The 26,658-nt window shown below is 67.3% G+C and carries 23 protein-coding genes and 1 riboswitch; of the genes, 17 read left to right on the forward strand and 6 right to left on the reverse strand.

Annotated features, from left to right (window positions below):
* Positions 1 to 26: 26 nt before the first annotated feature.
* On the forward strand, positions 27 to 833 hold the full coding sequence (iolB, locus tag BBX35_RS17085) for a 5-deoxy-glucuronate isomerase (RefSeq protein WP_067222440.1): 807 nt from the start codon (positions 27 to 29) through the stop codon (positions 831 to 833).
* Positions 834 to 971: 138 nt separating this feature from the next.
* Positions 972 to 1,574 carry a DUF805 domain-containing protein gene (locus tag BBX35_RS17090; protein ID WP_083206383.1) on the forward strand — a complete coding sequence of 201 codons (603 nt, stop codon included), beginning with the start codon at positions 972 to 974 and terminating at the stop codon, positions 1,572 to 1,574.
* Positions 1,575 to 1,828: 254 nt separating this feature from the next.
* Here the strand turns inward: BBX35_RS17090 and BBX35_RS17095 are convergent, their stop codons facing one another.
* From BBX35_RS17095 to BBX35_RS17110, 4 genes are all read right to left on the reverse strand, one after another.
* Positions 1,829 to 2,446 (reverse strand): HupE/UreJ family protein, encoded by a 618-nt coding sequence (locus BBX35_RS17095; RefSeq protein WP_067222450.1) that lies wholly within the window; start codon positions 2,444 to 2,446, stop codon positions 1,829 to 1,831.
* 192 nt (positions 2,447 to 2,638) lie between these two features.
* Entirely contained in the window at positions 2,639 to 3,322 is a 684-nt protein-coding gene (locus tag BBX35_RS17100) for an energy-coupling factor ABC transporter permease (protein ID WP_067222452.1), read from the reverse strand.
* A gap of 57 nt (positions 3,323 to 3,379) precedes the next feature.
* A riboswitch (cobalamin riboswitch) is annotated at positions 3,380 to 3,594 on the reverse strand.
* A gap of 207 nt (positions 3,595 to 3,801) precedes the next feature.
* Entirely contained in the window at positions 3,802 to 4,209 is a 408-nt protein-coding gene (locus BBX35_RS17105) for an ester cyclase (RefSeq protein ID WP_067222454.1), read from the reverse strand.
* 113 nt (positions 4,210 to 4,322) lie between these two features.
* Positions 4,323 to 5,963, reverse strand: coding sequence for a BCCT family transporter (locus BBX35_RS17110; RefSeq protein WP_067222456.1), 1,641 nt, complete (start codon positions 5,961 to 5,963; stop codon positions 4,323 to 4,325).
* Between the two features lie 557 nt (positions 5,964 to 6,520).
* Here BBX35_RS17110 and BBX35_RS17115 point away from each other — a divergent pair.
* The 9 genes from BBX35_RS17115 to gph all read left to right on the forward strand — a co-directional run bounded on the left by BBX35_RS17115 (position 6,521) and on the right by gph (position 15,866).
* Entirely contained in the window at positions 6,521 to 7,288 is a 768-nt protein-coding gene (locus BBX35_RS17115; RefSeq protein WP_208979863.1) for an HAD family hydrolase, read from the forward strand.
* Between the two features lie 4 nt (positions 7,289 to 7,292).
* Complete coding sequence (locus BBX35_RS17120) at positions 7,293 to 8,249, forward strand: sugar-binding transcriptional regulator (protein WP_067222459.1); 957 nt, start codon at positions 7,293 to 7,295, stop codon at positions 8,247 to 8,249.
* A gap of 254 nt (positions 8,250 to 8,503) precedes the next feature.
* Positions 8,504 to 9,817 (forward strand): ABC transporter substrate-binding protein, encoded by a 1,314-nt coding sequence (locus BBX35_RS17125; RefSeq protein WP_067222768.1) that lies wholly within the window; start codon positions 8,504 to 8,506, stop codon positions 9,815 to 9,817.
* A gap of 84 nt (positions 9,818 to 9,901) precedes the next feature.
* Positions 9,902 to 10,774 carry a carbohydrate ABC transporter permease gene (locus tag BBX35_RS17130; protein WP_067222461.1) on the forward strand — a complete coding sequence of 291 codons (873 nt, stop codon included), beginning with the start codon at positions 9,902 to 9,904 and terminating at the stop codon, positions 10,772 to 10,774.
* Positions 10,775 to 10,776: 2 nt separating this feature from the next.
* Entirely contained in the window at positions 10,777 to 11,607 is an 831-nt protein-coding gene (locus BBX35_RS17135) for a carbohydrate ABC transporter permease (RefSeq protein ID WP_067222463.1), read from the forward strand.
* Between the two features lie 11 nt (positions 11,608 to 11,618).
* Entirely contained in the window at positions 11,619 to 12,620 is a 1,002-nt protein-coding gene (locus BBX35_RS17140; protein ID WP_067222466.1) for an ABC transporter ATP-binding protein, read from the forward strand.
* Positions 12,617 to 13,390, forward strand: a complete 774-nt coding sequence (locus BBX35_RS17145) for an L-iditol 2-dehydrogenase (RefSeq protein WP_067222467.1) — start codon at positions 12,617 to 12,619, stop codon at positions 13,388 to 13,390. Before BBX35_RS17140 ends, BBX35_RS17145 begins: the two co-directional genes overlap by 4 nt.
* A 102-nt stretch (positions 13,391 to 13,492) precedes the next feature.
* Positions 13,493 to 15,001, forward strand: a complete 1,509-nt coding sequence (locus tag BBX35_RS17150; protein WP_244271649.1) for a mannitol dehydrogenase family protein — start codon at positions 13,493 to 13,495, stop codon at positions 14,999 to 15,001.
* Between the two features lie 160 nt (positions 15,002 to 15,161).
* Positions 15,162 to 15,866, forward strand: coding sequence for a phosphoglycolate phosphatase (gph, locus tag BBX35_RS17155; RefSeq protein ID WP_067222470.1), 705 nt, complete (start codon positions 15,162 to 15,164; stop codon positions 15,864 to 15,866).
* A 62-nt stretch (positions 15,867 to 15,928) separates the two neighbouring features.
* Here the strand turns inward: gph and BBX35_RS17160 are convergent, their stop codons facing one another.
* Positions 15,929 to 17,458 carry an SH3 domain-containing protein gene (locus tag BBX35_RS17160; RefSeq protein ID WP_067222473.1) on the reverse strand — a complete coding sequence of 510 codons (1,530 nt, stop codon included), beginning with the start codon at positions 17,456 to 17,458 and terminating at the stop codon, positions 15,929 to 15,931.
* 176 nt (positions 17,459 to 17,634) lie between these two features.
* On the opposite strand from BBX35_RS17160, the gene BBX35_RS17165 reads away from it, so the two are divergent.
* From BBX35_RS17165 to BBX35_RS17185, 6 genes are all read left to right on the forward strand, one after another.
* A complete protein-coding gene (locus BBX35_RS17165; protein WP_067222476.1) occupies positions 17,635 to 18,954 on the forward strand; it encodes a ferredoxin reductase family protein in 1,320 nt (439 codons plus the stop codon).
* Positions 18,947 to 19,069: a hypothetical protein gene (locus tag BBX35_RS24010; RefSeq protein ID WP_279626376.1), complete on the forward strand. Its 123-nt coding sequence runs from the start codon at positions 18,947 to 18,949 to the stop codon at positions 19,067 to 19,069. The genes BBX35_RS17165 and BBX35_RS24010 overlap by 8 nt, the downstream gene beginning before the upstream one ends.
* A 666-nt stretch (positions 19,070 to 19,735) precedes the next feature.
* Positions 19,736 to 20,479, forward strand: coding sequence for an ectoine synthase (locus tag BBX35_RS23110; protein ID WP_171900820.1), 744 nt, complete (start codon positions 19,736 to 19,738; stop codon positions 20,477 to 20,479).
* Positions 20,480 to 20,663: 184 nt separating this feature from the next.
* Positions 20,664 to 22,025: a lysine N(6)-hydroxylase/L-ornithine N(5)-oxygenase family protein gene (locus tag BBX35_RS17175; RefSeq protein ID WP_067222478.1), complete on the forward strand. Its 1,362-nt coding sequence runs from the start codon at positions 20,664 to 20,666 to the stop codon at positions 22,023 to 22,025.
* 15 nt (positions 22,026 to 22,040) lie between these two features.
* Positions 22,041 to 23,939, forward strand: coding sequence for an IucA/IucC family protein (locus BBX35_RS17180; RefSeq protein WP_067222481.1), 1,899 nt, complete (start codon positions 22,041 to 22,043; stop codon positions 23,937 to 23,939).
* 153 nt (positions 23,940 to 24,092) lie between these two features.
* On the forward strand, positions 24,093 to 24,866 hold the full coding sequence (locus tag BBX35_RS17185) for a 2OG-Fe(II) oxygenase (RefSeq protein ID WP_067222484.1): 774 nt from the start codon (positions 24,093 to 24,095) through the stop codon (positions 24,864 to 24,866).
* A 154-nt stretch (positions 24,867 to 25,020) separates the two neighbouring features.
* Here the strand turns inward: BBX35_RS17185 and BBX35_RS17190 are convergent, their stop codons facing one another.
* Complete coding sequence (locus tag BBX35_RS17190) at positions 25,021 to 26,595, reverse strand: MFS transporter (RefSeq protein WP_083206386.1); 1,575 nt, start codon at positions 26,593 to 26,595, stop codon at positions 25,021 to 25,023.
* Positions 26,596 to 26,658: the final 63 nt, after the last annotated feature.

Genomic DNA, 26,658 nt, shown 5'->3' on the forward strand with positions numbered 1-26,658 from the left:
TACACACGAGACGGGAGAGGGACGCCATGGCCGATCTGCTGGTGAAACCAAAGGGCAAGCACGGCAAGGTGCACGACATCACGCCGCAGAGCGCCGGCTGGTCCTATGTGGGGTTCACGCTCTACCGGCTGGCGCCGGGCGAGAGCGCGAGCGAGGCGACGGGCGACCGCGAGGCGATCCTGGTGCTGGTCGAGGGGCGGGCCGAGCTCAGCGCCGGCGGGGTCTCCTTCGGCGAGCGGGGCGAGCGCATGAGCGTCTTCGAGCGCAAGCCGCCGCATTGCCTTTACGTGCCGAACGGCTCGTCCTGGGAGGCGAAGGCGACGACCGAGCTGACGCTGGCCGTTTGCACCGCGCCGGGCAGCGGCGGGCACGAAGCCGGGATGATCGAGAACATCGGTTTCGAGGAGCGCGGCAAGGGCACCAATACCCGCTACATCCATCCCATCGCGATGGAGGACAAGGATGTTGCCGACAGCCTGCTGGTGACGGAGGTCTTCACGCCGCAGGGCCATTGGTCGTCCTATCCGCCGCATCGGCACGACGAGGACAACTACCCCGACATGACCTATCTGGAGGAGACGTATTATCACCGTCTCGATCCGGCGACGGGCTTCGGCATCCAGCGCGTTTTCACCGAGGACGGCAGCCTCGACGAGACGATGGCGGTGTCGGACGGCGACGTCGTGCTGGTGCCGAAGGGCCACCATCCCTGCGGCGCGCCCTATGGCTACCAGATGTACTATCTGAACGTGATGGCTGGCCCCTTGCGCAAGTGGCGCTTCAAGAACCATCCCGACCACGACTGGATCGCGCAGCGCGACGCCAAGGCGTGAGATCGCGACCCGAACGCAAAATGGCGGTGGTTGTTGTCCCCGATTAACCGAGATCGGAGATTGCAGGGCGCCGCGATTTTGTCCTCGCCTGCACACTGCTAGATTGCGTCCATTGACGTTCTGGTTGCAGGTGATTGCATGTTGGAGAATTTTTACAGCCCGAACGGGCGCATGGGGCGGATCGACTGGTTGATCTGCTCGGTCCTTACCTTCCTCATCGCCTTCGGCGGTCTTGTCTTCATGGCAACGTACAGGAAACTCTACGGGGCGGTGCCACTGGGGGCGTCCGTCCCGATGATCCTCGTCGGCCTGGCCATGATCTGGGCGAATTTCTGCCTCTCATCCCGCCGACTGCATGATATCGGCCGCAGCGCCTGGTGGTATCTGCTGCTGTTTGTGCCCTTCGTCGGCGGGCTGATCCTGTTCGTGCTCTGCCTGTTTGTCCCCGGAACCCAGGGTACCAACCGCTTCGGCCTGTCGCGCTCGGACGGCGAGGGGCATGCTAGTTACGGGGCAAGTTACGGGACGGGCAACGGGGCAGGCTCGGGACTTTCGGCCGAAGAGATCGACGACCTGATCCGCCGGCACGCCAACGGCCGGAGCGGCCAGGGCGGCAGCCGGACCGCGATGGCGGCGAGCGGTCTGCCGCCGCAGGGCCAGCCTGTCGTCGTTGAAAAGCGCCGTGTGCCGCCGGGCGGCCGACAGTCGCGTCCGACCTTCGGCCGCCGGGGGCTGGCCTGACCGGCGCAGACGGCTGAATGCCTTCAGAAAAAACGCCCGGACGAGACCTCGCTCGCCCGGGCGTTTTCGTGCCGGTTTCGTCGCTTGCAAATTTCGAGACGGATTTTGCGAAATCCCGTCGCAAAATCGCTGAATTTCGAGAATGCGGTCTCAATCTCGCAAAAGCCGGCCTCCGGGCGAGGTTCCGGGGCGAAAAACACCCGCTCGAGCGAGTTATCCCCGCTCAGGGTCAGAGGCGGTAAAGTGGTGGCCGGTCACCCACCGATGAGCAGGGCGGCACCGGCGAGCGCCGTCAGGCCGCCGAGCACCCGCGTCAGGGTGTGGCCGCGCGAGGACGCGAGTTTGCCGAGGCCGTAGCCGAGCGCGATACCGGCGGCATGCAGCAGGGCGGTGGCGAGCGCGAAGCCGGCGCCGTAGGCGAGCTGCGTTGCCGCGCCGATCTCGCCGCCATGGGCATGGCCGTGGAACAGGGCGAAGGCTGCGACGACGGCGGCCGAGCCGGCGACCGGAAGCCGCACGGCCAGCGCCACGAGCAGGCCGAGCGCCACGACCGAGGCGAGGATCGCCGGTTCGACGAAGGGGAGGGAGACGCCGGCAAGTGCGAGGACAAAGCCGAGCAGCATGGTGCCGACGAAGGCGGCCGGCACCAGGGCGACCGCGCGGCCGCCGATCTGCCAGGCCCACAGGCCGACGGCGATCATCGCCAGAATGTGGTCGGCGCCGAACAGCGGATGGCTGAAGCCGGCGGCGAAGGAGCCGTGCTCGCCGGGATTGAGATGGGCAAGGGCAGGCGTCGCGGTGAGCGCCAGGGTCGCGGAGGTCGCGGCCAGGGCGGCGGTGCGGGCGAGCCGGGTGGAAGTGAACCTCGTCATGCAGTCGATCCTTTTCTCAAGTCGATCAGGACGCCCCGGAATGGGTCGCGCCAGTGCTTCGGGTCCTGTCAGGTTTCTGTCTCTGTGAGCTTTCAGCCAGTTCGGTTCGGGTCCCGCCGCCGGATGCCGGAGTGGCGGGCGGCGGGACCCGAAAGAAAACCGGCCGCACGAGGCGGCCGGGAAGAGATGCCGTCAGGCGGCAGCGTGGTAGAGGCGCTGCTGGAAGACGAGGCCGGTGCGGGCCTTGTCGAACAGCTTGGCGCCGGCGAGCACGGCCAGATCGACCAGCGGCTCGACGATGATCACCGTCAGGTAGGCGAGGCCGAAGCTGCCGACATTGGCGAGGTTCTCGGCACCGAGGCCGCCGCCATAGAGCGCCCAGAAGCCGACCCAGGCGACGATGCCGCCCTGGTAGCTGGTCGACAGGGCCAGCGCCTGCTTGTAGCTGACGTCCTTGTAGGCGGTCTTCGCCGGGATGATGCGGCGCGCCAGCAGGCTCATGGCGAAGAGCGGCACGATCAGCGTCGTCAGGTTCATGCCGTATTGCGGCAGGTCGGCCGGGGCGAAGAACACGCCCTGCACCAGCAGGCCGAGCGCCAGGCCGATGCCGGCCGGACCGGCGCCGAGCATGAGATAGAGCGTCGAGCCGAGAATGACGTGAACCTCGGACACGCCGACCGGCTTGGTCGGCAGCACTTCGAAGAAGCAGAAGACCAGCGCGGTGGCGATCACCGAGCGGACCACGAGGGCGGCAAAGCCTCCGTCGCGGCGAATGGTGTCGAGCGACATCTTGCCGATCAGGCCGACGGATGCGACGGCAGTTGCAACGCTGAGTAGAATCTTGGCGCCGTCGACGACGCCGGGTTCGATATGCATATCAGCCTCCTTGGCGCACCCACCGTGCGCGGAGCTATGGGAAAGGCGCAAGAAATGCTTGCGCCGCGGCTGATGGCAGGTCTCCTGGCTCGCGGTTCATTGCTCCTGTCCGCCTTCCCGGCCGAAGGGCCAGTGGCATCGGGACAGCGCTCGCCGCTCACAGTTGCGGGGGCAGCCACGGATTCGGTCCCTGTTGGGTACGCCTCGCCGTGTTCCCTTTTCACCCGCGTTCCGACTTTGCCTCGCGGGTACCATCACCTTGCGATGCTAGAGGGCCGGCAGTCGGTGTGACAAGATCAATTTTCGTCCGATCCTGTTCGAAACACGGCGTTTCGTGCCGGGAAATGAGGCAGCGGGGCGGAGGATGGGGGCTCTGCGCAGGTGTGAGGCGGGAGACTTCGCCACCTCCACCGCTGTCATGCCTGCGAAGGCAGGCATCCAGTATCCGCCGGGGCGCGGGGTCGGCGAGCAGGAGAGGATCAGTCCCGGCCGGCATCTGCAATCTGGGCCGCCACCGCTGCCGTGTCGATCACCGACCAGACGTTGCGGATGCGCCCGGCGTCGTCGAATTCGTAGAAGACGTTCTCAGTAAACTGGACCCGCCTGCCGTTGACCGGAAGGCCGAAAAGCATGCCGGCCGGCGTGCAGTCGAAGCGCAGACGGCTCGCCACCATCGGCGGGTCGCAGACCAGATGCTCGATGTGGAAGGCAAGGTCCGGGATCGCCTCAAAGTCCTCGACCAGCATATTCCGGTAGCCGGACAGGCCGAGCAGACGCGCGTTGCGGCGAACGTCGTCGGCGACAAATCGGTGAAGTTCGTCCCAGGCCTGCCGGTTGAGGCAGTCGATGTAGCCGCGATAGATCGCGGCAAGGTCGGCGGAGGGCATTGGCAGGCTCGCTGAGGTTTGGAGGGAGATTCCGCAGTTGAACAAAAAAGGGGCGCGGCCTGTCAAGGCCGCGCCCTTTCCCCCTATGCCCCGAGAAGCGAGGCGCGAGTGCGTCAACGCTCCTCGGTCTGCAGACCCTTGAAGATCGCCACGCACATGAGCAGCAGGACGATCGTGAAGGGAAGACCGGTCGAGATGACCATGGCCTGAAGCGAGCCGAGGCCGCCGCCGATCAGCAGCACGATGGCCACCAGTCCTTCGAAGGTGCACCAGAACACGCGCTGCGGCACCGGCGCATCGACCTTGCCGCCGGCGGTGATCGTGTCGATCACCAGCGAGCCGGAGTCGGACGAGGTGACGAAGAACACGATGACCAGCACGATGCCGATGGTCGAGGTGATGGACGAGAGCGGCAGGCCCTCGAGCATCGCGAACAGCGACAGTTCCGGGCTGTAGCTGTCGATCACGTTGGCCTTGACCGCGCTGGTCGCCGGGTCGGACAGGACCTGGTCGATGGCAACGCCGCCGAACACGGCCATCCACAGCACGCAGACCAGCGAGGGGATCAGCAGCACGCAGGTGATGAACTCGCGCACCGTGCGGCCGCGGCTGACGCGGGCGATGAACATGCCGACGAAGGGCGACCAGGAGATCCACCACGCCCAGTAGAAGGCCGTCCAGCCCTGGCGATAGGCATCGTCCGTGCGGCCGATCGGGTTCGACAGGCCGACCAGATCGGCACCATAGGCGCCGAGGCCGGTGACGAAGTCGCCGAGGATCGCAACCGTCGGTCCGGCGAACAGCACGAACAGCAGCAGCACCGCGGCGATCAGCATGTTGATCTCCGACAGCACCTTCACGCCGCCGTCGAGGCCGCGCAGCACCGAGACCAGCGCGATGGAGGTGATGCCGATGATCAGGATCACCTGCACGGTGATCGTGTTCGGAATGCCGTAGATGTGCTCCAGGCCCGCATTCGCCTGCTGGGCGCCGAGGCCGAGCGAGGTGGCGAGGCCGAACAGCGTCGCGAACACGGCCAGCGTGTCGATGACATGGCCGGTCCAGCCCCACACCCGCTCGCCGAAGATCGGGTAGAAGGCCGAGCGGATCGACAGGGGCAGGCCCTTGTTGAAGCTGAACAGCGCCAGCGCCAGCGCCACCACGGCGTAGATCGCCCAGGGGTGCAGGCCCCAGTGGTAGATGGTCGCCGCAAGGCCCATCTCCTTGGCCGCGTCGACGTTCTCCGGGATGATCGAGCCGTCGGCCGCGAACGGCGAAGGCACGCCGAGCGGCGACGAGATGGCCATGTGATACACGGGCTCGAGCACGCCGAAGAACATCAGGCCGATGCCCATGCCGGCAGCGAACAGCATCGCGAACCAGCCGGCATAGCTGTAGTCGGGGCTCGCCTCCTTGCCGCCGAGGCGGACGCTGCCCCACGGGCTGACGATCAGGAACAGGCAGAACACCACGAAGACATTGGCCGCGCTCATGAAGAACCAGTCGAAGGTGCTGGTCAGGGCAGGCCGCAGCCAGCCGAAGAACGAGGCAGCCTGCTCCGGTGCCACCAGCGCGTAGAGCACGAAGGCGACGATCGACAGGCTGGAAATCAGGAAGACCGGATTGTGGATGTCGAAGCCGAAGGGACCGAGCTGCCCCTCCAGGTTGTGCTGACCGATCTCGAAGTCGGTCTCGATGATGTCGGACGCACCTTCCGGCTCGGGAATGCCGGTGGCGCTTGTCTGGTCACTCATCTTCTATCCCTGTTGTTGCGACAAGGCTGGCCCGCGGCGAGGCCGCTTGCCGGACATGTCTGCTTTATTGCGGGCCTACAGGCCCGGTCGGATTGTATTTGCGAGCGGCCGCACCCGAAGGTGACAGGAGCGGCATCTGCCGGTTTCCCGGCGACATCGCGCGATGGCCAGTCTCGCACCCGCACAGGCAAAAAGCCCCGACATCTGCCATGGTCCACGGGAGGAAGCGGACGGCAGCCGGTGTGCGAGCTTCGTTGCGACCGCCCGGACGGCCCGGGCGAACGAAAGGGGGCCGGGGGATCCGGACGGACCGGACCTCATCCTCGCCCCAAAAGGCAGAACCGGGCATGCAGCGCATCCCCGGTCGACGGCGTGCAATGTGGCATATTTGCGGCAAAATCGCAAATCGCGATGTATTCCAAAGGCTTGCCGGTGGATTTGGGATTCGCTCGGGCGGCTTTCGCAGCCGCCGGCACTTGACTTGGCAAGCCTGCCATCGTCAGGAAGAACAGGCAGGGGCCGCGCCGGTGCGGCCGCCGAAAAGGATGCCGCGCCGCGTGGAAACGCCCGACACTTCTTCCCTCCGGCTTGCCGATATGCTGGCCGGCCCGCAGGATGGCCCGCTGGCCGGGCGCGACATCGCGCTGGTGATCTTCGACTGCGACGGCGTGCTGGTCGACAGCGAGCCGATCAGCGAGCGGGTGCTGCTGGCCGCGCTCGAGGAGGCGGGCGTTGCGGTGGACCATGCCTATTTCAAGGCGCATTTCCTCGGCCGCAGCTTTCCGCGCGTTGCCCAGAGCATCCGCGACGACTTCCGCATCGCGCTGCCTGCGACCTTCGAGAGCGACTATCGCGAGCGGCTGCTTCTCGCCTTCGAGGCGGAGCTGAAGCCGGTCGCCGGCGTGTTCGACGTGCTGGACCGGCTGGCGGTGAGGGCGTGCGTTGCCACCAGCAGCAGCCCGCCGCGGGTGCGCCGGTCGCTGCAGCTGGCCGGGCTCGACAGCTATTTCGGCGAGGCCGTGTTCACCGCCTCGCAGGTGGCGCGCGGCAAGCCGGCGCCCGATCTCTTCCTGCATGCGGCGGCCGAGTGCGGTATCGCGCCGGAGCGCTGCCTCGTCATCGAGGACAGCCTGCCGGGCCTGGAAGCGGCGCGCGCGGCCCAGATGGCGGTGTGGCACTTTATCGGCGGCAGCCACCTGGACGCGGAAGACGCGGCGCCCGGCGAACCGCCGCTGCCGGTCTTCGACCGGTGGGACACGTTTTTCGAGATGGCGCCGCAGCTGGCGCGGGATACGGGCGGCCGCGCGGCCGGGCAGGGGAGCTGAGGCGATGGCGGGCAAGGGCGATGCGGATGTGAGCCGCCTCGACGAGGCGGCGCGGGCCGGGTGGCTCTACTATGTCGCCGGCAACACCCAGGACGAGATCGCCCGCAAGCTCGGCGTCTCGCGCCAGTCGGCGCAGCGCCTCGTCTCGCTGGCCGTGACCGAGCGGCTGGTCAAGGTGCGGCTCGACCACCCGATCGCCCGCTGCATGGAGCTGGGCCGCAATCTGGCGGACCGCTTCGGCCTGCGCTCCTGCGAGGTGGTGCCGAGCGACCCGGCGACGCCGTCCTCCATCGTCGGCATCGCCCAGGCGGCGGCCGGCGAGATGGAGCGGCACCTGAAGTCGAACGAACCGAAGATCATTGCCTTCGGCACGGGCCGTGCGCTGCGTGCCTCGGTCGACCAGCTGCCGACCATGGATTGCCCGCAGCACAAGGTCGTCTCGCTGCTCGGCAACATGATGTCCGATGGGTCGGCCTCCGCCTACAACGTCATCATCCGCATGGCCGACCGGGTGAACGCCCGCCACTATCCCATGCCGCTGCCGGTCTTCGCCCGGTCGAAGCGCGAGCGCACGCTGCTGCACAACCAGGAGCCGGTGCACAACATCCTGGAACTGGCCAAGGACGCGGACGTGACCTTCGTCGGCGTCGGCAACATGGGCGAGAGCGCACCGCTGTTCGTCGACGGCTTCATCAGCCGCGACGAGATGTCGGCGCTGACGGCGGCCGGCGCCATCGGCGAGATCACCAGCTGGGTCTATGACCGCAACGGCGAGCTGATCGAGGGCCTGACCAACGATCTCGTCGCCAGTGCTCCGCTCGGCAAGGCGCGCGACAAGCCGGTGATCGGCATCGCCGCCGGCGAGGCCAAGGTGGACGCGATTCTCGGTGCGCTGCGCGGCGAGCTCCTGAACGGCTTGATCACCAACGAGCTGACCGCCGAGCGCCTGCTGGCGCGCTGAGGGCGGCGTCAGATCCTCACCTCTTCTGCCAGGATCACGAGCACGCGGGCGCGGGTTGCAGCCCGCGAACGGCTTCGCGTGCGCTTCGTGCCCCTGCGGAAGCGCGATCCAATCCTTTGAGCCGAAATGCTTTTTTGCGGTGCAGCGACGAATCTTGGCGCGCGGTGCGCTGCGCCAGCTTGACGGCATCTGCCTCTTTTGTGAGTATTTGCCCGCAATCATAGCAAATGCCCAAGGGCATCCGGGAGGACTTCATGACCACATTCATCCGCGCCCTTCTGGGCGCGACGGCCATTTCGCTTGCCGTGTCCCCGGCGCTGGCCGAGAAGCTGACCATCGCCACCGTCAATAACGGCGACATGATCCGCATGCAGAAGCTGACGGACGATTTCGCCGCCAAGAACCCGGACATCGAGCTGGAGTGGGTGACGCTGGAAGAGAACGTGCTGCGCCAGCGCGTGACCACCGACATCGCCACCAAGGGCGGCCAGTACGACGTGATGACCATCGGCACCTACGAGGCGCCGATCTGGGCGAAGCAGGGCTGGCTGGTCGCGCTCGACGACCTCGGCGCCGATTACGATGTCGACGACCTGCTGCCGGCGATCCGCGGCGGCCTGACCGTCGACGGCAAGCTCTACGCCGCGCCGTTCTACGGCGAGAGCTCCATGGTGATGTACCGCAAGGACCTGATGGAGAAGGCCGGCCTGACCATGCCGGACGCCCCGACCTGGGACTTCATCAAGGAAGCCGCCGCGGCGATGACCGACAAGGGCAATGAGGTCTACGGTATCTGCCTGCGCGGCAAGGCCGGCTGGGGCGAGAACATGGCCTTCCTCAGCGCCATGGCCAACTCCTACGGCGCGCGCTGGTTCGACATGGACTGGAAGCCGCAGTTCGACAGCGAGGCCTGGAAGGCGACGCTGACCGACTATCTCGACCTGATGAACAACTACGGTCCTCCGGGCGCGTCCAGCAACGGCTTCAACGAGAACCTGGCGCTGTTCCAGACCGGCAAGTGCGGCATGTGGATCGACGCCACCGTCGCCGCGTCCTTCGTGACCAACCCGAACGACAGTCAGGTCGCCGAGCATGTCGGCTTCGCGCTGGCGCCCGACAAGGGCCTGGGCAAGCGCGGCAACTGGCTGTGGGCGTGGAACCTCGCGATTCCCGCCGGCTCGCAGAAGACCGAAGCGGCCAAGAAGTTCATCGCCTGGGCGACCTCCAAGGAATACCTGGAGCTGGTCGCCTCGAAGGAAGGCTGGGCCAACGTGCCCCCGGGCACGCGCACCTCGCTCTACGAGAACGCGAACTACCTGGAAGCCGCGCCCTTTGCCAAGATGACGCTGGACAGCATCAACGCCGCCGATCCGCAGAAGCCGACGGTCGACGAGGTGCCGTATGTCGGCGTGCAGTTCGTGGCGATCCCCGAGTTCCAGGGCATCGGCACGGCCGTCGGCCAGCAGTTCTCCGCAGCCCTTGCCGGCACGGTCTCGGCCGAGCAGGCGCTGCAGAACGCCCAGCAGACGACCGAGCGCACCATGCGCCGCGCCGGCTACATCAAGTAAGCCGCGCCAAGGACGAGGACCGGCCCGCAGCATCCGCGGGCCGGTCCGCCCTTCCCAAGGACCACCTGACCCGGGGCTGAACCGATGGCAACCGCCCATTCGCGTGCCGCCGCGCGCGTGATGATCTCGCCGGCCGTGATCCTGCTGCTCGGCTGGATGATCATCCCGCTCTCGATGACGGTCTACTTCTCCTTCCTCAGCTACAATCTGCTGATGCCGGGGATGGAGGAGTTCATCGGCTTCGGCAATTACGAGTACTTCCTGACCGATCCCGCCTTCATGGAGGCGCTGATCAACACGCTGCTGCTGGTCGGCGGTGTGCTGGCGATCACCATCGTCGGCGGCGTCGGCCTCGCCCTTTTGCTCGATCAGCCGATGTGGGGGCAGGGGATCGTCCGCGTGCTGGTGATCGCGCCGTTCTTCGTCATGCCGACCGTCTCGGCGCTGGTGTGGAAGAACATGTTCATGAACCCGGTCAACGGGCTATTCGCCCACATGGCCAAGGCGCTCGGACTGCCGCCCTTCGACTTTCTCGCCCATGCCCCGCTGATGTCGATCATCGTGATCGTCGCCTGGCAGTGGCTGCCCTTCGCGACCCTGATCCTGCTGACCGCGCTGCAGTCGCTCGACAAGGAGCAGCTCGAGGCGGCGGAGATGGACGGGGCGAGCGCGCTCGACCGCTTCCGCTTCATCGTGCTGCCGCACATGTCGCGGGCGATCACCGTGGTGATCCTGATCCAGACCATCTTCCTGCTGTCGGTCTTCGCCGAGATCCTGGTGACCACCAATGGCGGGCCGGGCTACGCCTCGACCAACATCACCTATCTCGTCTACGCCCAGTCGCTGCTGCAGTTCGACGTGGGCGGCGGCTCCGCCGGCGGCATCGTCGCCGTGATCCTCGCCAACATCGTCGCGATCTTCCTGATGCGGATGATCGGCAAGAACCTGGAGGCCTGACCATGGCGCGTCGAGCCACCGGAGCCCGCAAGATCGTCGTCACCGCCATCGCCTGGGGCGTGGGGCTCGCGATCTTCTTCCCGATCCTCTGGACGATCCTGACCAGCTTCAAGACGGAGGCCGAGGCGATTGCCTCGCCCCCCTCGTTCCTCGCCTTCGAGTGGACGCTGGAGAACTATGTCGAGGTCAATTCGCGCTCCGACTACTTCCTGCATTTCATGAACTCGGTGATCATCTCGCTCGGCTCGACGCTGCTCGGCCTGCTGATCGCCATTCCGGCAGCGTGGTCGATGGCCTTCGTTCCGGCCAAGCGCACCAAGGACATCCTGATGTGGATGCTCTCCACCAAGATGCTGCCGCCGGTCGGCGTGCTGGTGCCGATCTACCTGATGTTCCGCGACTTCGGCCTGCTCGACACGCGCATCGGCCTGATCGTGGTGCTGACCCTGATCAACCTGCCGATCATCGTCTGGATGCTGTTCACCTACTTCAAGGAGATCCCCGGCGAGATCCTGGAGGCGGCGCGCATGGACGGGGCCTCGCTGTGGGACGAGGTGGTGCACGTGCTGACGCCGATGGCGGTGCCGGGCATCGCCTCGACGCTGCTGCTGAACATCATCCTGGCGTGGAACGAGGCCTTCTGGACGCTGAACCTGACCGCGGCCAAGGCAGCGCCGCTGACCGCCTTCATCGCCAGCTATTCGAGCCCCGAAGGGCTGTTCTACGCCAAGCTTTCCGCCGCCTCGACGCTCGCCATCGCCCCGATCCTGATTCTCGGCTGGTTCAGCCAGAAGCAGCTGGTGCGCGGCCTCACCTTCGGCGCAGTCAAGTAAGGACCCGAACGATGGGCAGGATTACCCTTTCCAAGGTGACCAAGACCTTCGGCGACGTGGAGGTGATCCCGCCGCTGGACCTCAAGATCGAGGATGGCGAGTTCGTCGTCTTCGTCGGCCCGTCCGGCTGCGGCAAGTCGACCCTGCTCCGGCTGATCGCCGGGCTCGAGGACGTCACCTCCGGCGAGATCGAGATCGACGGCACGCCCGCCACCGACCTGCCGCCGGCGCGCCGGGGCCTCGCGATGGTGTTCCAGTCCTACGCGCTCTATCCGCATATGAGCGTGCGCAAGAACATCGCCTTCCCGCTGAAGATGGCCAAGATGGACCCGGCCGAGCAGGAGCGGCGGGTGCTGGCGGCGGCGAAGACGCTGAACCTCACCGACTATCTCGACCGGCGCCCGGCACAGCTGTCCGGCGGCCAGCGCCAGCGCGTCGCCATCGGCCGCGCCATCGTGCGCGAGCCGGAGGCCTTCCTGTTCGACGAGCCGTTGTCCAACCTCGATGCGGCCTTGCGCGTCAACATGCGGCTGGAAATCTCCGAGCTGCACCAGTCGCTGAAGACGACGATGATCTACGTGACCCACGACCAGGTCGAGGCCATGACCATGGCCGACAAGATCGTGGTGCTGCGGGCCGGGCATATCGAGCAGGTCGGCTCGCCGCTGGAACTCTATCGCAGCCCGGCCAACCTCTTCGTCGCCGGCTTCATCGGCTCGCCGAAGATGAACTTCATCACCGGCGCGGAAGCGGCGAAGCACGGCGCCCACACGATCGGCATCCGGCCCGAGCATCTGGCCATCGCGCAGGAGGGCGGCAGCTGGCAAGGCCGCGTCGGCGTTGCCGAGCATCTGGGCTCCGACACGTTCCTGCATGTGCATGTGGACGGGCAGGACCCGCTGACCGTGCGCGTGCCGGGCGAGGCTGGCTACCGCCACGGCGACACCGTCTCGCTGACGCCGAACCTGGAGCACCTGCACCGCTTCGACGACAAGGGGCTGGCCCTGCGATGAGACGGCTGGAAGGACGCAGCGCCCTGATCACCGGGGCGGCGCGCGGCATCGGCCGCGCCTTTGCGGAAAGCTATGCCCGCGAGGGCGCAAGGGTCGCCATCGCCGACATCAACCTGGACGGCGCGCAGCAGGCGGCCGAGGCCATCGGCAACGGCGCGATTGCCGTGCAGCTCGACGTCACTGACCAGGCCTCCATCGAGCGCGCGGTCGCCCAGGCGGATGCGGCGCTCGGCGGCATCGACATCCTGGTCAACAATGCCGCGCTGTTCGACATGGCGCCCATCGTCGAGATCACCCGCGAGAGCTTCGACCGGCTGTTCTCGGTCAATGTGGCCGGGTGCCTGTTCACAATGCAGGCGGTGGCGCGCGCGATGATCGCGCGCGGGCGCGGCGGCAAGATCATCAACATGGCGAGCCAGGCCGGCCGGCGCGGCGAGCCGCTGGTCGCCGTCTACTGCGCCACCAAGGCGGCGGTGATCAGTCTGACCCAGTCGGCGGGGCTCGACCTCATCCGCCACGGCATCAACGTCAATGCCATCGCCCCCGGCGTCGTCGACGGCGAGCACTGGGACGGGGTGGACGCGCTTTTCGCGAAATACGAGGGCAGGGCGCCGGGCGAGAAGAAGCGCCTCGTCGGGGCGGCCGTGCCCTTCGGGCGAATGGGAACGGCGGAGGACCTGACCGGCATGGCGATCTTCCTGGCCGGACCGGAGAGCGACTACGTCGTGGCCCAGACCTACAACGTCGACGGCGGCAACTGGATGAGCTGAGCCGGGCCGCAGCGCCGGACGAGACGACGAGCGATGACCGAACACGCAGCGCCGCGCGCCCTCCCGCGCGCCGGCACCAGAGAGCATGACCCAGAGGCCCCCGTGACCACAGCGACCCCAGCGACCTCAGCGACCACCAGCCTGTCCCTTTCGACCCTGCCCGACATCACCGGCGCGGACGTGCCGGCCTATGCCCGCAAGGACCTGAGCGCCGGCATCGTGCATCTGGGCGTCGGCAACTTCCACCGCGCGCATCAGATCGTGTATCTCGACCGGCTGTTCAACCGCGGGCTCGACCGCGACTTCGCGGTGATCGGCGCCGGCGTGAAGCCCTATGACGCGGCGATGCGCGACCGGCTGAAGGGGCAGGACTGGCTCTCCACCGTGGTGGAGCTGGATCCGGGCGGCCTGACCGCCCGCGTCACCGGCGCGATGATTGACTTTGCGGAAGTGGATCCCGACGCCATCGTTGCCGTGCTGGAGCGGCCCGAGATCCGCATCGTCTCGATGACGATCACCGAGGGCGGCTACTATGTGGACGCGACCACCGGCGGCTTCGATGCGGGCCATCCGGAGATGGTCGCTGACGCGGCGAACCCCGACGCGCCGGCCTCCAGCTTCGGCATCCTGCTGAAGGCGCTGCGCCGCCGCCGCGCCGCCGGCACCGCGCCCTTCACCGTGATGTCCTGCGACAACCTGCCGGAAAACGGCCATGTTGCCCGCAACACCGTGCTGGGCCTTGCCCGGATGAGCGATCCCGACTTCGCGGCGTGGGTGGCGGAAAACGTTGCCTTCCCCAGCAGCATGGTCGACTGCATCACGCCGGCGACCTCGGAGCGCGAGAAGGCCCTGCTGCGCGAGCGCTTCGGCATCGAGGATGCAGCGCCGGTGGCCTGCGAGCCATTCCGCCAATGGGTGATGGAGGACCGCTTTCCCGCCGGCCGTCCGCAGCTGGAGGAGGTGGGCGTCCAGTTCGTGGAGGACGTTGCCCCTTACGAGCTGATGAAGCTCAGGATCCTCAACGGCGGCCATGCGGCGATTGCCTATCCGTCGGCGCTGCTCGGCTACCACTTCGTCCATGACGCGATGGCCGACCCGCTGATCGCCGGCTTCCTGCGCACGCTCGCCCATGCGGAGATCATCCCGACGGTGCCGCCGATCGCCGGCGTCGACTTCGCCGCCTATTTCGACCTGATCGCCTCGCGCTTCTCCAACCCTGAAGTGGGCGACACAATCCCGCGCCTGTGCCTCGACGGGTCGAACCGGCAGCCGAAATTCATCCTGCCGACCGTGCAGGCGCGGCTGGAGGCGAATGCCGACCTCGCCGGCCTGGCGCTGGAAGTGGCGCTGTGGTGCCGCTATTGCGCCGGCACGGCGGAGGACGGCAGCGCCATCGAGATCGTCGACGAGCGCGCCGCCGAGCTGACCCGGCGGGCGCTGGCGGCGCGCGAGACGCCGCAGGCCTTCCTCGATTTCACGCCCGTCTTCGGCGATCTCGGCCGCAGGCAGCCCTTTGCCGATGCCTTTGCGCGCGTCCTCGGCGCGCTGTGGGCGGATGGCGTGCGCCCGGTTCTGACCCGCTACATCGAAAGCGGTGCAGCGGGACGCTGAGCGCATCCTGTCCGCCCAAGACGGCGGCGCGGCGGAGATCCTCCCTCCGCCGCGCCGTTTGTTTGCCGTCTTTCCTGTTGAGGGGAGGCCGGCGCTCTCGACCCTGTCGCCGCTTCGTGCTTGTCTCGGCACCTTGAAGAAATCGACAGGGAGGAGTGCCTTGGGCATTCAGGATGCATCGGGGCTGAAGGCCCTGCTTTTCGATCTCGACGGCACGCTGGTCGACAGCGTTCCCGACATCGCGGCGGCGACCAACCAGCTGCTCGACAGCGAGGGGCACGCGCCGCTGGAGGTCGACGAGGTGCGGCGGATGATCGGCCACGGCATCCCCAAGCTGGTGGAGCGGGCGCTGGCCGCGCGTGGCCGGGTGCTGGATGCCGAGGCGCTGGCGCCGCTGGTGGCGCGGATGAACGCGTTCTACGGCGACAACCTGACGGGACGCACGACGCTGCTGCCCGGCGCGGTGGAGGCGCTGGAAGAGGGCGCGCGGGCCGGCCTCGGCCTTGCCGTCGTCACCAACAAGCCGGAAGGCTTTTCCCGGACCATCGTTGCGCATTTCGGCCTGGAGGACCTGGTGCCGGTGGTGGTCGGCGGCGACACCTGCGCCACCCGCAAGCCGGCGCCGGAGATGCTGTTGCATGCGGCAGCAGAGCTCGGCGCGACGCCGGCAACGGCGGTGATGGTGGGCGACAGCGGCGCGGATGTCGACAGCGCGCGGGCCGCGGGGATGAAGGTGATCGTGGTGCGCGGCGGCTATGGCGGCGTCGCGGCCGAGGATCTCGGCGCCGATGTGGTCATCGACACGCTGGCGGATCTCTTCGGCGCGCTGGAGCGCCTTGCGCAAACGGCAAGCGCCCGGGCCTGAGACCCGGGCGCCGTACGTCCGTCAATGAATGCCGGCTGGCGGATCACCGCCAGCCGTTTTCGTTACCGCCAGCGGTTGCGCCCCTGACGCAGGCGGGTCTGGCGCACATAGTTGGCCGAGACCCACCCGCTTTCGCTGCCGCCGAGCAGCTCGATCCGGCACCAGGTCTGGTTGCCGACGGCACGGCAGCCCCGGTCGACCAGCACATCGCCATTGGCGACGCGGCCGAGGATCGAGTAGCCGGTGCCCGGTCCGCTGCGCACATTGAGCAGGCCGTTGGCGCTGAGGCCGGTCACCTCGAAGTAGCTGGCGCGCGCATCGGGGCCCGGGTTGGGATCGGGACGCGAGGGACGGTCGGGGCGGCCCGGACGATCCGGGCGCCAGTCGCCGGGGCGGTCAGGGCGATCCGGACGCCAATCGCCGGGACGGTCATCGCCCGGCCGACCGGGACGGCCCGGACGGGTGGGGCGGTCGTCCACCGGCGGCACGGGCCGGGAGCTCGCCTCGCGCAGGAAATCGCCGGCAACCCATCCCTTGGCATCGCCGTTGCGGCGTTCGACCTGGCACCAGCGCTGGCGCTCTCCGACGAGCCGGCCGCAGCCGAGATTGCGCAGCACCTCGCCGTCGGACAGGCGCGCGGTGATCGGGAAGCCGGTGCCCGGGCCGGTGCGCACGTTGAGATAGTCGCGCCCGCTGATGCCGGTAACCTGCCAGAAGTCGGGACCGCCGTCGTCCATGTTCATGCGGGGACGGTCGGGCTGGCCGGGACGACCCGGGCGGTCATCACCCGGACGGTCGGGGCGGTCAGGACGACCGGGCCGATCCGGACGATCGGGGCGACCGGGCCGGTTGCTGCCTTCGCGCAGATAGGTGGCCGACACCCAGCCCTTGTCGCTGCCGTTCGGCCGCTCGACCTGGCACCAGCGCTGGCCGGTGACCATGTGGCAGCCGAGATTGCGCAGCACGTCGCCATTGGCGACCCGCGCGACGACCGGATTGCTGGTGTTGGGGCCAAGGCGCACGTTGAGGAAATCGCCGCCACCGACGCCGGTCACCTGCCAGAACTCGGGCGTGCCGGCATTGCCGCCGCCCTGATTGCCCCCGCCCTGGTTGCCGCCGGGAGGCCGGCCGCCGCCGGTGCCGGGCTGCGGATCGGGACGCTGCGGCCGGGTCTCGCCGGCACGCGCGGAAGTGACGGTCAGCACATAGCGGGCCGTCTCGTTGCGCGCGACGCCGTCCACCGACAGGCGCACGCGGATGCGGAATTCGCCGTCCTCGCTGGCGCGGCCGGTATATCTTGCGCCTTGCCGCGCGCCGTCGAACACCTCGCGCCGGCTGCCCGGCTCGGCCACGCCCATATGCACATAGCGGTTGGACGAGGAGAGGGTGAGGCTGACCTGCTGGCCGGTCACCGCCGGAAGCTGGTACTCGACGAATTCCTCGCCCTGGATCATGCCGGCGAGCTCTGTGCCGGCCGCCCCGCGGGGAATGTCGATGCGCTCGCTGCGGATCTCCATGGCAAGGGCCGCCGGTGCGGCAAAGGCAACGGCCGCCGCAATGGCTGCCGTGGCAAGGGGACGGAAAAGCGTCATGCCTGAAATCTCCTGAACGAATCTGCCCGAGGGCAGCGTCAGGATCAGTGTTTGCCGCGCAATGTGTCGAGGTCTTGACGCCAGCGCGATGATTTGCGGCAGCGCTATAGCGGTTTTCGCGCATTGCCGGCTGCTTCCGGCGCCGTATCATCGCAGTGGCTGATGGGGGAACTGCAATGCCTGCCGCCGCGCTGATCCTGTTCTATCTCCTCATCGCGCTGGCGCCGCTCGCCCTGGCCGCCGGCAGAGGCCGGCCGCCGCGCCCGGTGATGGACGAGATCGCCAGCGGCATGGCGATGGTGGCTTTCGCGATCCTGCTGATGGAATTCGTGCTGTCGGGCCGCTTCCGCTCGATCTCGGGCCGCGTCGGCCTCGACGTCACCATGCGCTTCCACCAGCTGCTCGCCCGCACCGCGCTGGTGCTCGCCCTGGCGCATCCGTTCCTTTACACGCTGCCCTTCGCCCGGCCGCTGCCTTTCGATCCCACGCGCCAGCTGACCCTGACCTTTGCGGCCGAAGGGCTGGTGACCGGCGTTCTGGCCTTCGTGTTGTTGCCGGGTTTCGTGATCCTGTCGATTGCCCGCGACCGCATCGGCTGGCGCTACGAGACCTGGCGGCTCGCCCACGGGCTCGGCGCGCTGGCCATTGCCGTTCTGGTGCTGATCCATGCGCGCCATGCCGGCCGCTACAGCGCGGACCCGCAGCTGGCCGGCCTGTGGGCCGTGCTGACGGCGGCGGCGGTGCTGTCGCTGGCGCATGTCTATCTGCTGAAGCCGCTGCTGGCGCGCCGCCGCCCCTGGGAGGTGACGGGCCTGCGGCAGCTCGCCGAGCGAACATGGGAGGTGGTGCTGAGCCCCAGGGGGCACGAGGGGATCTCGTACCGCGCCGGGCAGTTCGCCTGGATCCGCATCGGCGCGCCGGTCTTCTCGCTGCGCGAGAACCCGTTCTCCATCGCCTCGGCGCCGGGCGAGGGCAAGGACCTGCGCTTCGTCATCAAGGAGCTCGGCGACTTCACCGCGACGCTGAGCGGCATTCCGCTCGGCACGCGCGCCCATGTCGACGGGCCGCACGGCAATCTGGTGCTGGAGGGGCGGCAGGGCAGCGGCATCGCCTTCATCGCCGGCGGCGTCGGCATTGCGCCGATGCTGAGCCTGCTGCGGCAACTGGAGATCGACGGCGATCCGCGCCCGACGGTGCTGGTCTACGGCAACCGCCATGCGGGCCAGATCGCCTGCACGGAGGACCTCGCCCGCATGCGCCGCCAGCACCGGACGGAGGTGGTGCAGGTGCTGTCCGAACCGCCGCAGGGCTGGGAAGGCGAGCGCGGGATGGTCGACGCGGCGCTTATCGCACGGCTGTTCACTGAGGCGCGCCATCGCGACTGGCTCTATGTCCTGTGCGGACCCGCCCCGATGATGGAGGGCGTCGAGGAGGCGCTGCTCGACCTCGGCGTGGCGCCGAGACAGATCATCTCGGAGAGGTTCCAGCATGACTGAAAGGCGCCCCCCGCCGAAGCTGCCGCCGCACACCACGCGCGTGCGGCGGCTCGCTCTCTTCTGGGTCCTCAACGCCGCTCTGGCCGCGGGCATCCTCGTCTTCGCCCTGCGGTAGATGTGGGCTTGCCGGAGGTCGGTATGTTCCCGCCACCGCTCTGGGAACGAATGGGCCCGGATCTCGCGATGCTCACCCCCCCTCTGTCGGCTGCGCCGACATCTCCCCCTCAAGGGGGGAGAGAGGAGCGTGGGGCGTGATCGGCGCGTTGCTGCTTATGCCTTTCCCTGCGTCTTCCCGGACGAGGCCGAAGGCCGATGATCCGGGATCGGGGGAGGTACGGCGGTTGCGGCAGGGTTCCCGAGCGCACCTCATACGCCCTCGGCTCTCCGGTCCCGGCTCGGCGCTGGCGCGCCGTCCGGGAGGACGAAGCAGGGGATAGTGCGCGGGAAACGGCGAAACGAAATGCAGGCCGGCGCGGTTCACCCCCCTCTGTCGGCTGTGCCGACATCTCCCCCTCTTTTCTTCTTCTTGGAGGGGGAGAGGGGGGCGTGGGGCGTGGCCGGCAATCTGCCGCTCTACGATACCGCGAGCCATACCCATGAATATATTTTTCGAATTATTGCATAATATACTTAATGTCGGTGCGTGTTCGATATCGACTTGTGGTGAAACTGAGACAAAACAAGATTTATACCTTTGAAGGTGAGCGGGATAACCTTTTCGAACACGTCCGGCAGCAGCCCGGCAAACGGGCCGCCCGGCATGTTCGAGGAGGGCTCAAACGTGATCGTCCGTACCTTCAAGGCAGCCGGCGATGCGCCGGTTTTCCGCTACGCCGTGTCCCGCGAAGTGGTGGCCCGCACCGATCAGGTGGGGCACGCGCTCTACGACACGACGCTGGCCGCCGGCGCTGCCGACACGGTGACGCGCGATGCCGCCGGCGAGTTTCCCGCGCAGGCGCATTTCTGCCTGTCCGGCACGGGCATGGTGACCGTCGACGGGCGCAGCGAGCGCGCCTCGCCCGGCACGCTGGTCGCCGCACGGGCCGGCGCCGAGGTGAGCTTCCTGGCCGAAAGCGAGATGCGCATCTGCACCGTCTTCGGCGGCGAGGGGCCGGAGGAGGCGATCCGCGCCGACCCGCTGATCCGCCATGTCGACGAGTTCATCGGCACCGAGCGCGACGTCTTCTGGGGAAATGGCCAGAGCCGGCGCTTGCTGGTCAAGGCCGACGGCTTCGGCTTTGCGCTGTGCCAGACGCTCGGCAATGCGAATACGGACTCGCCGCTGCAGTACCGGCATCATTTCGAGAGCTGCTACTACGTCTCGGGCAGCGGCGAATATGTCTGGGAGAGCGGCAGCCACCCCATCGACACCAACGGCGCCCGGGCGACCGCCTTCATCATGAACCGGAACGATGCCCACCGCATGGTGGTGCACGATCCCTCGATCTGCCTCAGCATCTTCAGCCCGCCCATCGAGGGCACCGAGGCGCACGATTTTTCCGGCAAGCGGCCATCCTCTTATTGAAGCGATCCGGCGCGCTGGAAACCGTCTCATCGAGGCGGGGAAAGGCTTGGCGGCCAGTCAGTCGCCAAGCCACCGAATGGACCGAATATAATATATTTCAACTGCTTTTGCCGGGTCGCTAAGGTTTTCCCGTCCGCCGCGGATGCCGTCCGCGTCCCGGTTGGCGTCGCCGGAAGGAGTTTCAATGACGTCGCAATCCGTGCAAAGCGCCGAGGGTCATGTCTTCGACATCATCGGCATCGGTATCGGTCCGTTCAACCTCGGGCTCGCCTGCCTGACCCAGCCGATCCGCGATCTCGACTGCCTGTTCCTGGAACGCAAGGACCAGTTCAACTGGCACGAGGGAACCTTGCTGGAAACGGCGACGCTGCAGACGCCCTTCCTGTGCGATCTGGTGACGCTGGCCGATCCGACCAGCGAGTTCAGCTTCCTGAACTACCTGAAGCAGACCGGCCGGATCTACGCCTTCTATGCGTTCCTGCTGGACACGGAAAACTTCTTCCTGCTGCGCAACGAATTCAACAAGTACTACCGCTGGGCGGCTGGCCGTCTCGACAATGTGGTGTTCAACCGCGAGGTGGAAACGGTCGAATACGACGAGGAGACCGGCGTCTACCGGGTCACCAGCCTCAACACCAAGATGGGCCAGCGCAAGGTGCTGCTCGCCCGCCGCATCGTGCTGGGCTCCGGCATGTCGCCGGCGGTGCCCGCGCCCTGCGAGGCGGTGCGCGACAAGCTGCTGCACAGTGCCGACTACCTGCGCAACCGCGAGGCGGTGCGGCAGAAGAAGTCGATCACCGTGGTCGGCTCGGGCCAGAGCGCGGCCGAGGTCTATCACGACCTGCTGAGCGACATCGACCGCTACGGCTACGGGCTGAACTGGGTGACGCGCTCCTCTCGCCTGGTGCCGCGGGAGCTGACCAAGTTCACCCTGCAGATGACGACGCCGGACTATGCCGACTACTTCTTCTCGCTGTCGCGGTCCAAGCGCGAGGACCTGGTGCGGGCGATGCAGTCGATCTTCAAGGGCGTCAACCCGTCGCTGATCAACGACATCTACGACCTGCGCTACCGCAAACAGCTCGGCGGCGATGTCGACATGATGCTGATCTCCAACACGGAGGTGGAGGCCTGCACCCACGATGCGGCGAGCGACAGCTTCCGCGTCACCTTCCGCCAGGTGGAGGAGGAGAAGTCCTTCGAGCTGGAGACCGAGGCGCTGATCATGGGCACCGGCTACCGGTTCCGCATGCCGGATTATCTCAGGCCCATCTCGGATCGCATCAACTGGTGCGGGGAGGGGCGCTTTGCCGTTGCGCGCAACTGCAGCATCGACACCAGGGGCGGCGAGATCTTCGTCCAGAACGCGGAAATCCACGCCGACAGCTACCTGCCGCCGGATCTCGGCCAGTCCTGCTACCGCAACTCGATCATCATCCGCGAGGTGCTGGGCAAGGAATACTATCCGGTGGAGCGCAGCCTTGCCTTCCAGCGCTTTTCCTCGCCCGTGGACGGCCTGACCGCCGCCGTCTCGGCCGGCGGCTGACGGGGCACGACGACGATGGACGCGATGACCGCCGCCCTGCAGACCATGCCGCCGCACGAGCGAGCCGCTGCGCATCTGGAAAGCGACCGCTGGCTGTGGGCCAGCCGGCTCCTGGTGCGCAAGGCGATCTCGGAATTCGCCCACGAGCTGCTGCTCGCACCCCGCGAAGTGGAGCCGGCGGGCGCCGGCGAGGCCGGACGCTACGTGCTGGAGCAGCCGGCGCTCGGCATCGACTACACATTCCGCGCAAGGCGCATGCGCCTCGATCATTGGCAGGTGGATGCCCACTCGATCAAGAAGCGGATCCGGGGCGAGCCGGCGCCGCTCGACGCGCTGAAATTCATCATCGAGTTCAAGGCCGAGCTCGGCATTCGCGATGCGATGATGCCGGTCTATCTCGACGAGATCAGCAGCATTCTCTACGGCAGCGCCTACAAGGCGGCGACCAAGCCGCACCGGGCTTCCGACCTTGCCGGCGCCGATTTCCAGGCCATCGAGACGGGCATGACCGAGGGCCATCCCTCCTTCGTCGCCAATAACGGCCGGCTCGGCTTCGACACGGCCGACTATCCGCTCTATGCGCCGGAGGCAGCGGGCCCGCTCTCCATCGTCTGGATCGCGGTCTCCCGCGAGCATTCGCGCTTCACGGCGATGTCCGGCATCGACCACGACCGCCTGATGGCGGAAGAGCTGGGCGAGGACACGGTCGCCGATTACCGGGCGCAGCTGACCGGCGAGGGGCTCGACCCCGACCGCTACCATTTCATGCCAGTGCATCCTTGGCAGTGGTTCAACCGCATCTCGATGAGCTTTGCTCCGGAGATCGCCCGGCGCAACATCGTCTATCTCGGCCTGTCGCGGGACCTCTACCAGCCGCAGCAGTCGATCCGTACCTTCTTCAACGCCTCGGCGCCGTCGAAGCGCTACGTGAAGATGGCGCTGTCGATCCTCAACATGGGCTTCATGCTGCAGCGCGGCCTGTCGCCGGAGGACATGCAGACGACGCCGGAGATCAACGAGTGGCTGCGCAACCTGCTGGCGCGCGACCGGTACCTGCAGGACAACGGCTTCTGCCTGATCTGCGAGCAGGCGACGATCAGCTACCGCAACCCCTACTACGAGGAAGGGCTGGCGGCGGATTCTCCCTACAAGCACGTGCTGGCCGCCCTGTGGCGGGAAAGCCCGGTCAACCTGATCCGGCCCGGCGAGCGGCTGATGACCATGGCCGCGCTGCTGCATCTCGACCCGCAAGGGGATTCGCTGACCGCCAGCCTGATCGAGCGCTCGCGGCTGGGGGCGGAGGAGTGGATCCGCCGCTATCTCAAGGCGTATCTGGCGCCGGTGCTGCACTGCTACTACGCCTATGACATCATCTTCATGCCGCATGGCGAGAACGTCATTCTCATTCTGGAGAACGACGCGCCGACGCGCATCGTCATGAAGGACCTGGCGGAGGAGATGCGCATCCTCAACAGCGGCGCGACGCTGCCGCCGGTGGTGCGGCGCAACTGCGTGGTGCTGGACGATGCGGTGCGGCTGGACGGCATCTTCACCGATGTCTTCGATTGCTACCTCCGCCATCTGGCGGCGATCCTCGACGAGCGGCAGGTGCTGCCGGAGGCGCGGTTCTGGGCGCTGGTCGGCGAGTGCGTGCGCGAGTACCAGGCCACGCAGCCGCAATATGCCGAGAAGTTCGCCCGCCACGACGTCTTCGTGCCGGAGTTCCCGCGCAACTGCATCAACCGGTTGCAGCTGCGCGACAACCGGCAGCTTCTCGATCCCAACGACCCCGACAAGGGGTTCGAATATGCCGGCACGCTGCCCAATCCGCTGACCGGTGGGGCGGACGGCTCGCCGGGCCTGCTGCGGCGGGCCGTGGGGCATATCGGGACCTATTTCCTCGGGCCGGGCTGAGGCCGTTTTCCTCTGTCCTGCGCTGCTTGCGCAGATATGAAAACGGACTTTGTTGCAAGAAACCCTCTCTGGAATACTGAAGGCGCGCCGTCTTTCGAGTGATTTCGAAAGAAAACGGCTCGTCATTTCTGCCTATCCGGGAAGGGAAATACGATGTTGAAGGCTATCGAGATTTCGAAGGAGCTCAACGAGGACAGCCTCCGCAAGCTCATTGCGAAGAACATCGATGCGATCCATGTGCCGGGATTCTATCCGAAGGAGCTGTCGGCCACCTTCGCCGACTGCATCGCCGGCCATTCGGAGCTGGAAGCCTACAAGGTGCAGAACGCGCTGAAGCGCCTCGGCATGGGCTATGTCGATGTCGGCAAGGACGCGGACAACGCCAACCGCTACCACAGCGAGGCGATGCGCTCGATTTGGGGCATCCGCGACATGATCTACCCCAACCTGACGCCGCTCGACCATTTCCGCCTGCTGCTGGAGGAGGTCTGGCCGGCGGGCGCGACCATCCAGACCATCGACGAGCGCAAGAGCTTCGTCGGCACCTGCCGGGTGATCGACCCGGGCGCCAAGATGCTGCCGCACAACGACCGGCTGGCGCGGATGCTGTCGAACGGCGCGTCGGACCTGACCGGCCAGCTGGCGGTCAACGTCTATCTCGACATGCCGCCGGAGGGCGGCGAGCTGGAGCTGTGGCTGAGCGAGCCGACGCCGGAGCAGGACAAGGAGCAGGAGACCCGCGACGGGCTCGACCGCGAGGTGCTGGGCGAGCCGCGGCTGCTGATCCGGCCGGAGAACGGCGACCTGGTGCTGTTCAACTCGCAGCTGATCCACGGGGTGACGCCGGGCGTCGGCGGGCGCCGGGTGACCATGTCCTGCTTCGTCGGCTATCGCGGCGACGACCAGCCGCTGACCTACTGGAGCTGACGCTCCGGCTGCATCGCCTTGCCCGAACAAAAAGGGGCGCGCCTTCGGGATGAGGGCGCGCCCTAGTCCGTTCAGGGAGGAACCTTCCGCCGCCAACCCGGCCCGCTTTTGGCAAACGGGCCGGATTCCGCTGATGCGGCGGCCGGTCTTCCGGTTACTCGCCCGCCGCCGCGGCTGCCTGGGCCTCCGGGCCCGCGAGCAGGTCGCGCCGCCGGATCATCAGACCAGAGATGACGATGGCAAGAACCGAAAGCAGGGCGACGATCCACATCAGCACCGAGAAGGCGGAGGCGAAGCTCGCCTGGCCGAACTCGGTGACGGCCGGCTGGACGTCGATCGGTGCGCTGGCAACGGCACCGGCGAAGTCGCCGCGGGCGATGAAGTTCGCCGTGTTGGTCAGGCCTTCGCCGAGCGCGGTCGCCAGATCGCCCGAGCCGCCGAGCTGCAGCGTGATGCTGGACAGCAGGATGGCACCGAACACCGAGATCGACAGGGTGAAGGAGCCGTGGCGGAAGGTGATGTTGACGCCCGAGGCGACGCCCGCCTTCTCCGGCGGGACGACGGCGGTGGCGACGTTGGAGAGCTCGCCGTTGATGAGGCCGGTGCCGAGGCCCAGCAGCAGGAAGGCGACCACCCACACGACCACCTCGGCCGGCGGAGCGATGGCGAGCCACAGGAAGCCGACGGCGACCAGCGCGCAGCCGAAGGCGATGAGACCGCGCACGCCGAGACGTTCGGGCGAGGCGAGCCGCGCGCCGAGCGGGGCGACGAGCAGCAGGGGGATGGTCATCGGCAGCAGCATCAGGCCGGCCGAAGACGCGGACATTTCATGCACCACCTGGAAGTAGATCGGCAGGTACACCAGCATGACCCAGAAGGTGATGCTGTTGAGCACGCAGACCAGCTGTACGCCGGTGAAGGTGGGAATGCGGAAGAGGCGCAGGTCGAAGGCCGGCTTCTTCACGCTGGTCTCGATCCACACGAACAGCAGGAACAGCACCACGGCGCCGGCAATGGCCGCCAGGATGGTGTCGCTGCCCCAGCCGCGCTCGCCGCCCTCGATCACCGCGTAGGAGAGGCAGCCCAGCGCACCGGTGAAGGTGAGGATGCCCGGCCAGTCGAGGCCGCCCGCATTGTCGTCGGAGGATTCCTGCACGCGCCAGTAGCAGAGCGTGATCAGCACCGCGACGATCGGCACGTTGAGCAGGAAGATCCAGCGCCAGCTCAGCAGGTCGACGAGAATGCCGCCGACGATGGGCCCGAAGGCCGCGCCGCAGCCGATCGACACGCCCCACAGCGCGAAGGCCTGGGCCCGGTCGGAGCCCTGGAACGCATTGGAGATCAGCGCGACGCCGAGGATCAGCATGGCCGAGGCCGAGAGCCCTTGCGCGACGCGGCCCCAGATCAGCGCCGATGGCGTGTCGGCGAGGCCGACGATCAGCGAGGTGGCGCCGAACAGGGCAAGGCCGATGACCATCACCCGTCTGCGGCCGAACCTGTCGGCGATGGCGCCGACTGCGATCAGCACCGAGGTGTAGGCGATGTTGTAGGCGTTGATGATCCACTGGAGCTCGGCGAAGCTCGCCTTCAGCTCCCGCTCGATGGACGGCAGCGCGATGGCGACCACCGTCACGTCGAGAATGACGAGGAACGAGCCGAGCGCGGCGACCGCGAGCGTTGGCCAGTTGCCCATCAAGGAGGAACGTGGTGTCGATTGGACTGAGGTCATTGTCTGTTTCCCGAATGCGTTTGCGAAAGGCCGGCGCCGGTTGGCGAGACCTCCCTCGGCGAA

It is taken from the genome of Stappia indica (assembly GCF_001696535.1).
Lineage (GTDB): Bacteria > Pseudomonadota > Alphaproteobacteria > Rhizobiales > Stappiaceae > Stappia > Stappia indica.

Coding starts and splice junctions, on each gene's coding strand:
- iolB (WP_067222440.1), top strand. CDS start 27: ATGGCCGATCTGCTGGTGAAACCAAAGGGCAAGCACGGCAAGGTGCAC.
- BBX35_RS17090 (WP_083206383.1), top strand. CDS start 972: ATGTTGGAGAATTTTTACAGCCCGAACGGGCGCATGGGGCGGATCGAC.
- BBX35_RS17095 (WP_067222450.1), bottom strand. CDS start 2,446: ATGACGAGGTTCACTTCCACCCGGCTCGCCCGCACCGCCGCCCTGGCC.
- BBX35_RS17100 (WP_067222452.1), bottom strand. CDS start 3,322: ATGCATATCGAACCCGGCGTCGTCGACGGCGCCAAGATTCTACTCAGC.
- BBX35_RS17105 (WP_067222454.1), bottom strand. CDS start 4,209: ATGCCCTCCGCCGACCTTGCCGCGATCTATCGCGGCTACATCGACTGC.
- BBX35_RS17110 (WP_067222456.1), bottom strand. CDS start 5,963: ATGAGTGACCAGACAAGCGCCACCGGCATTCCCGAGCCGGAAGGTGCG.
- BBX35_RS17120 (WP_067222459.1), top strand. CDS start 7,293: ATGGCGGGCAAGGGCGATGCGGATGTGAGCCGCCTCGACGAGGCGGCG.
- BBX35_RS17125 (WP_067222768.1), top strand. CDS start 8,504: ATGACCACATTCATCCGCGCCCTTCTGGGCGCGACGGCCATTTCGCTT.
- BBX35_RS17130 (WP_067222461.1), top strand. CDS start 9,902: ATGGCAACCGCCCATTCGCGTGCCGCCGCGCGCGTGATGATCTCGCCG.
- BBX35_RS17135 (WP_067222463.1), top strand. CDS start 10,777: ATGGCGCGTCGAGCCACCGGAGCCCGCAAGATCGTCGTCACCGCCATC.
- BBX35_RS17140 (WP_067222466.1), top strand. CDS start 11,619: ATGGGCAGGATTACCCTTTCCAAGGTGACCAAGACCTTCGGCGACGTG.
- BBX35_RS17145 (WP_067222467.1), top strand. CDS start 12,617: ATGAGACGGCTGGAAGGACGCAGCGCCCTGATCACCGGGGCGGCGCGC.
- BBX35_RS17160 (WP_067222473.1), bottom strand. CDS start 17,458: ATGACGCTTTTCCGTCCCCTTGCCACGGCAGCCATTGCGGCGGCCGTT.
- BBX35_RS17165 (WP_067222476.1), top strand. CDS start 17,635: ATGCCTGCCGCCGCGCTGATCCTGTTCTATCTCCTCATCGCGCTGGCG.
- BBX35_RS24010 (WP_279626376.1), top strand. CDS start 18,947: ATGACTGAAAGGCGCCCCCCGCCGAAGCTGCCGCCGCACACCACGCGC.
- BBX35_RS17175 (WP_067222478.1), top strand. CDS start 20,664: ATGACGTCGCAATCCGTGCAAAGCGCCGAGGGTCATGTCTTCGACATC.
- BBX35_RS17180 (WP_067222481.1), top strand. CDS start 22,041: ATGGACGCGATGACCGCCGCCCTGCAGACCATGCCGCCGCACGAGCGA.
- BBX35_RS17185 (WP_067222484.1), top strand. CDS start 24,093: ATGTTGAAGGCTATCGAGATTTCGAAGGAGCTCAACGAGGACAGCCTC.
- BBX35_RS17190 (WP_083206386.1), bottom strand. CDS start 26,595: ATGACCTCAGTCCAATCGACACCACGTTCCTCCTTGATGGGCAACTGG.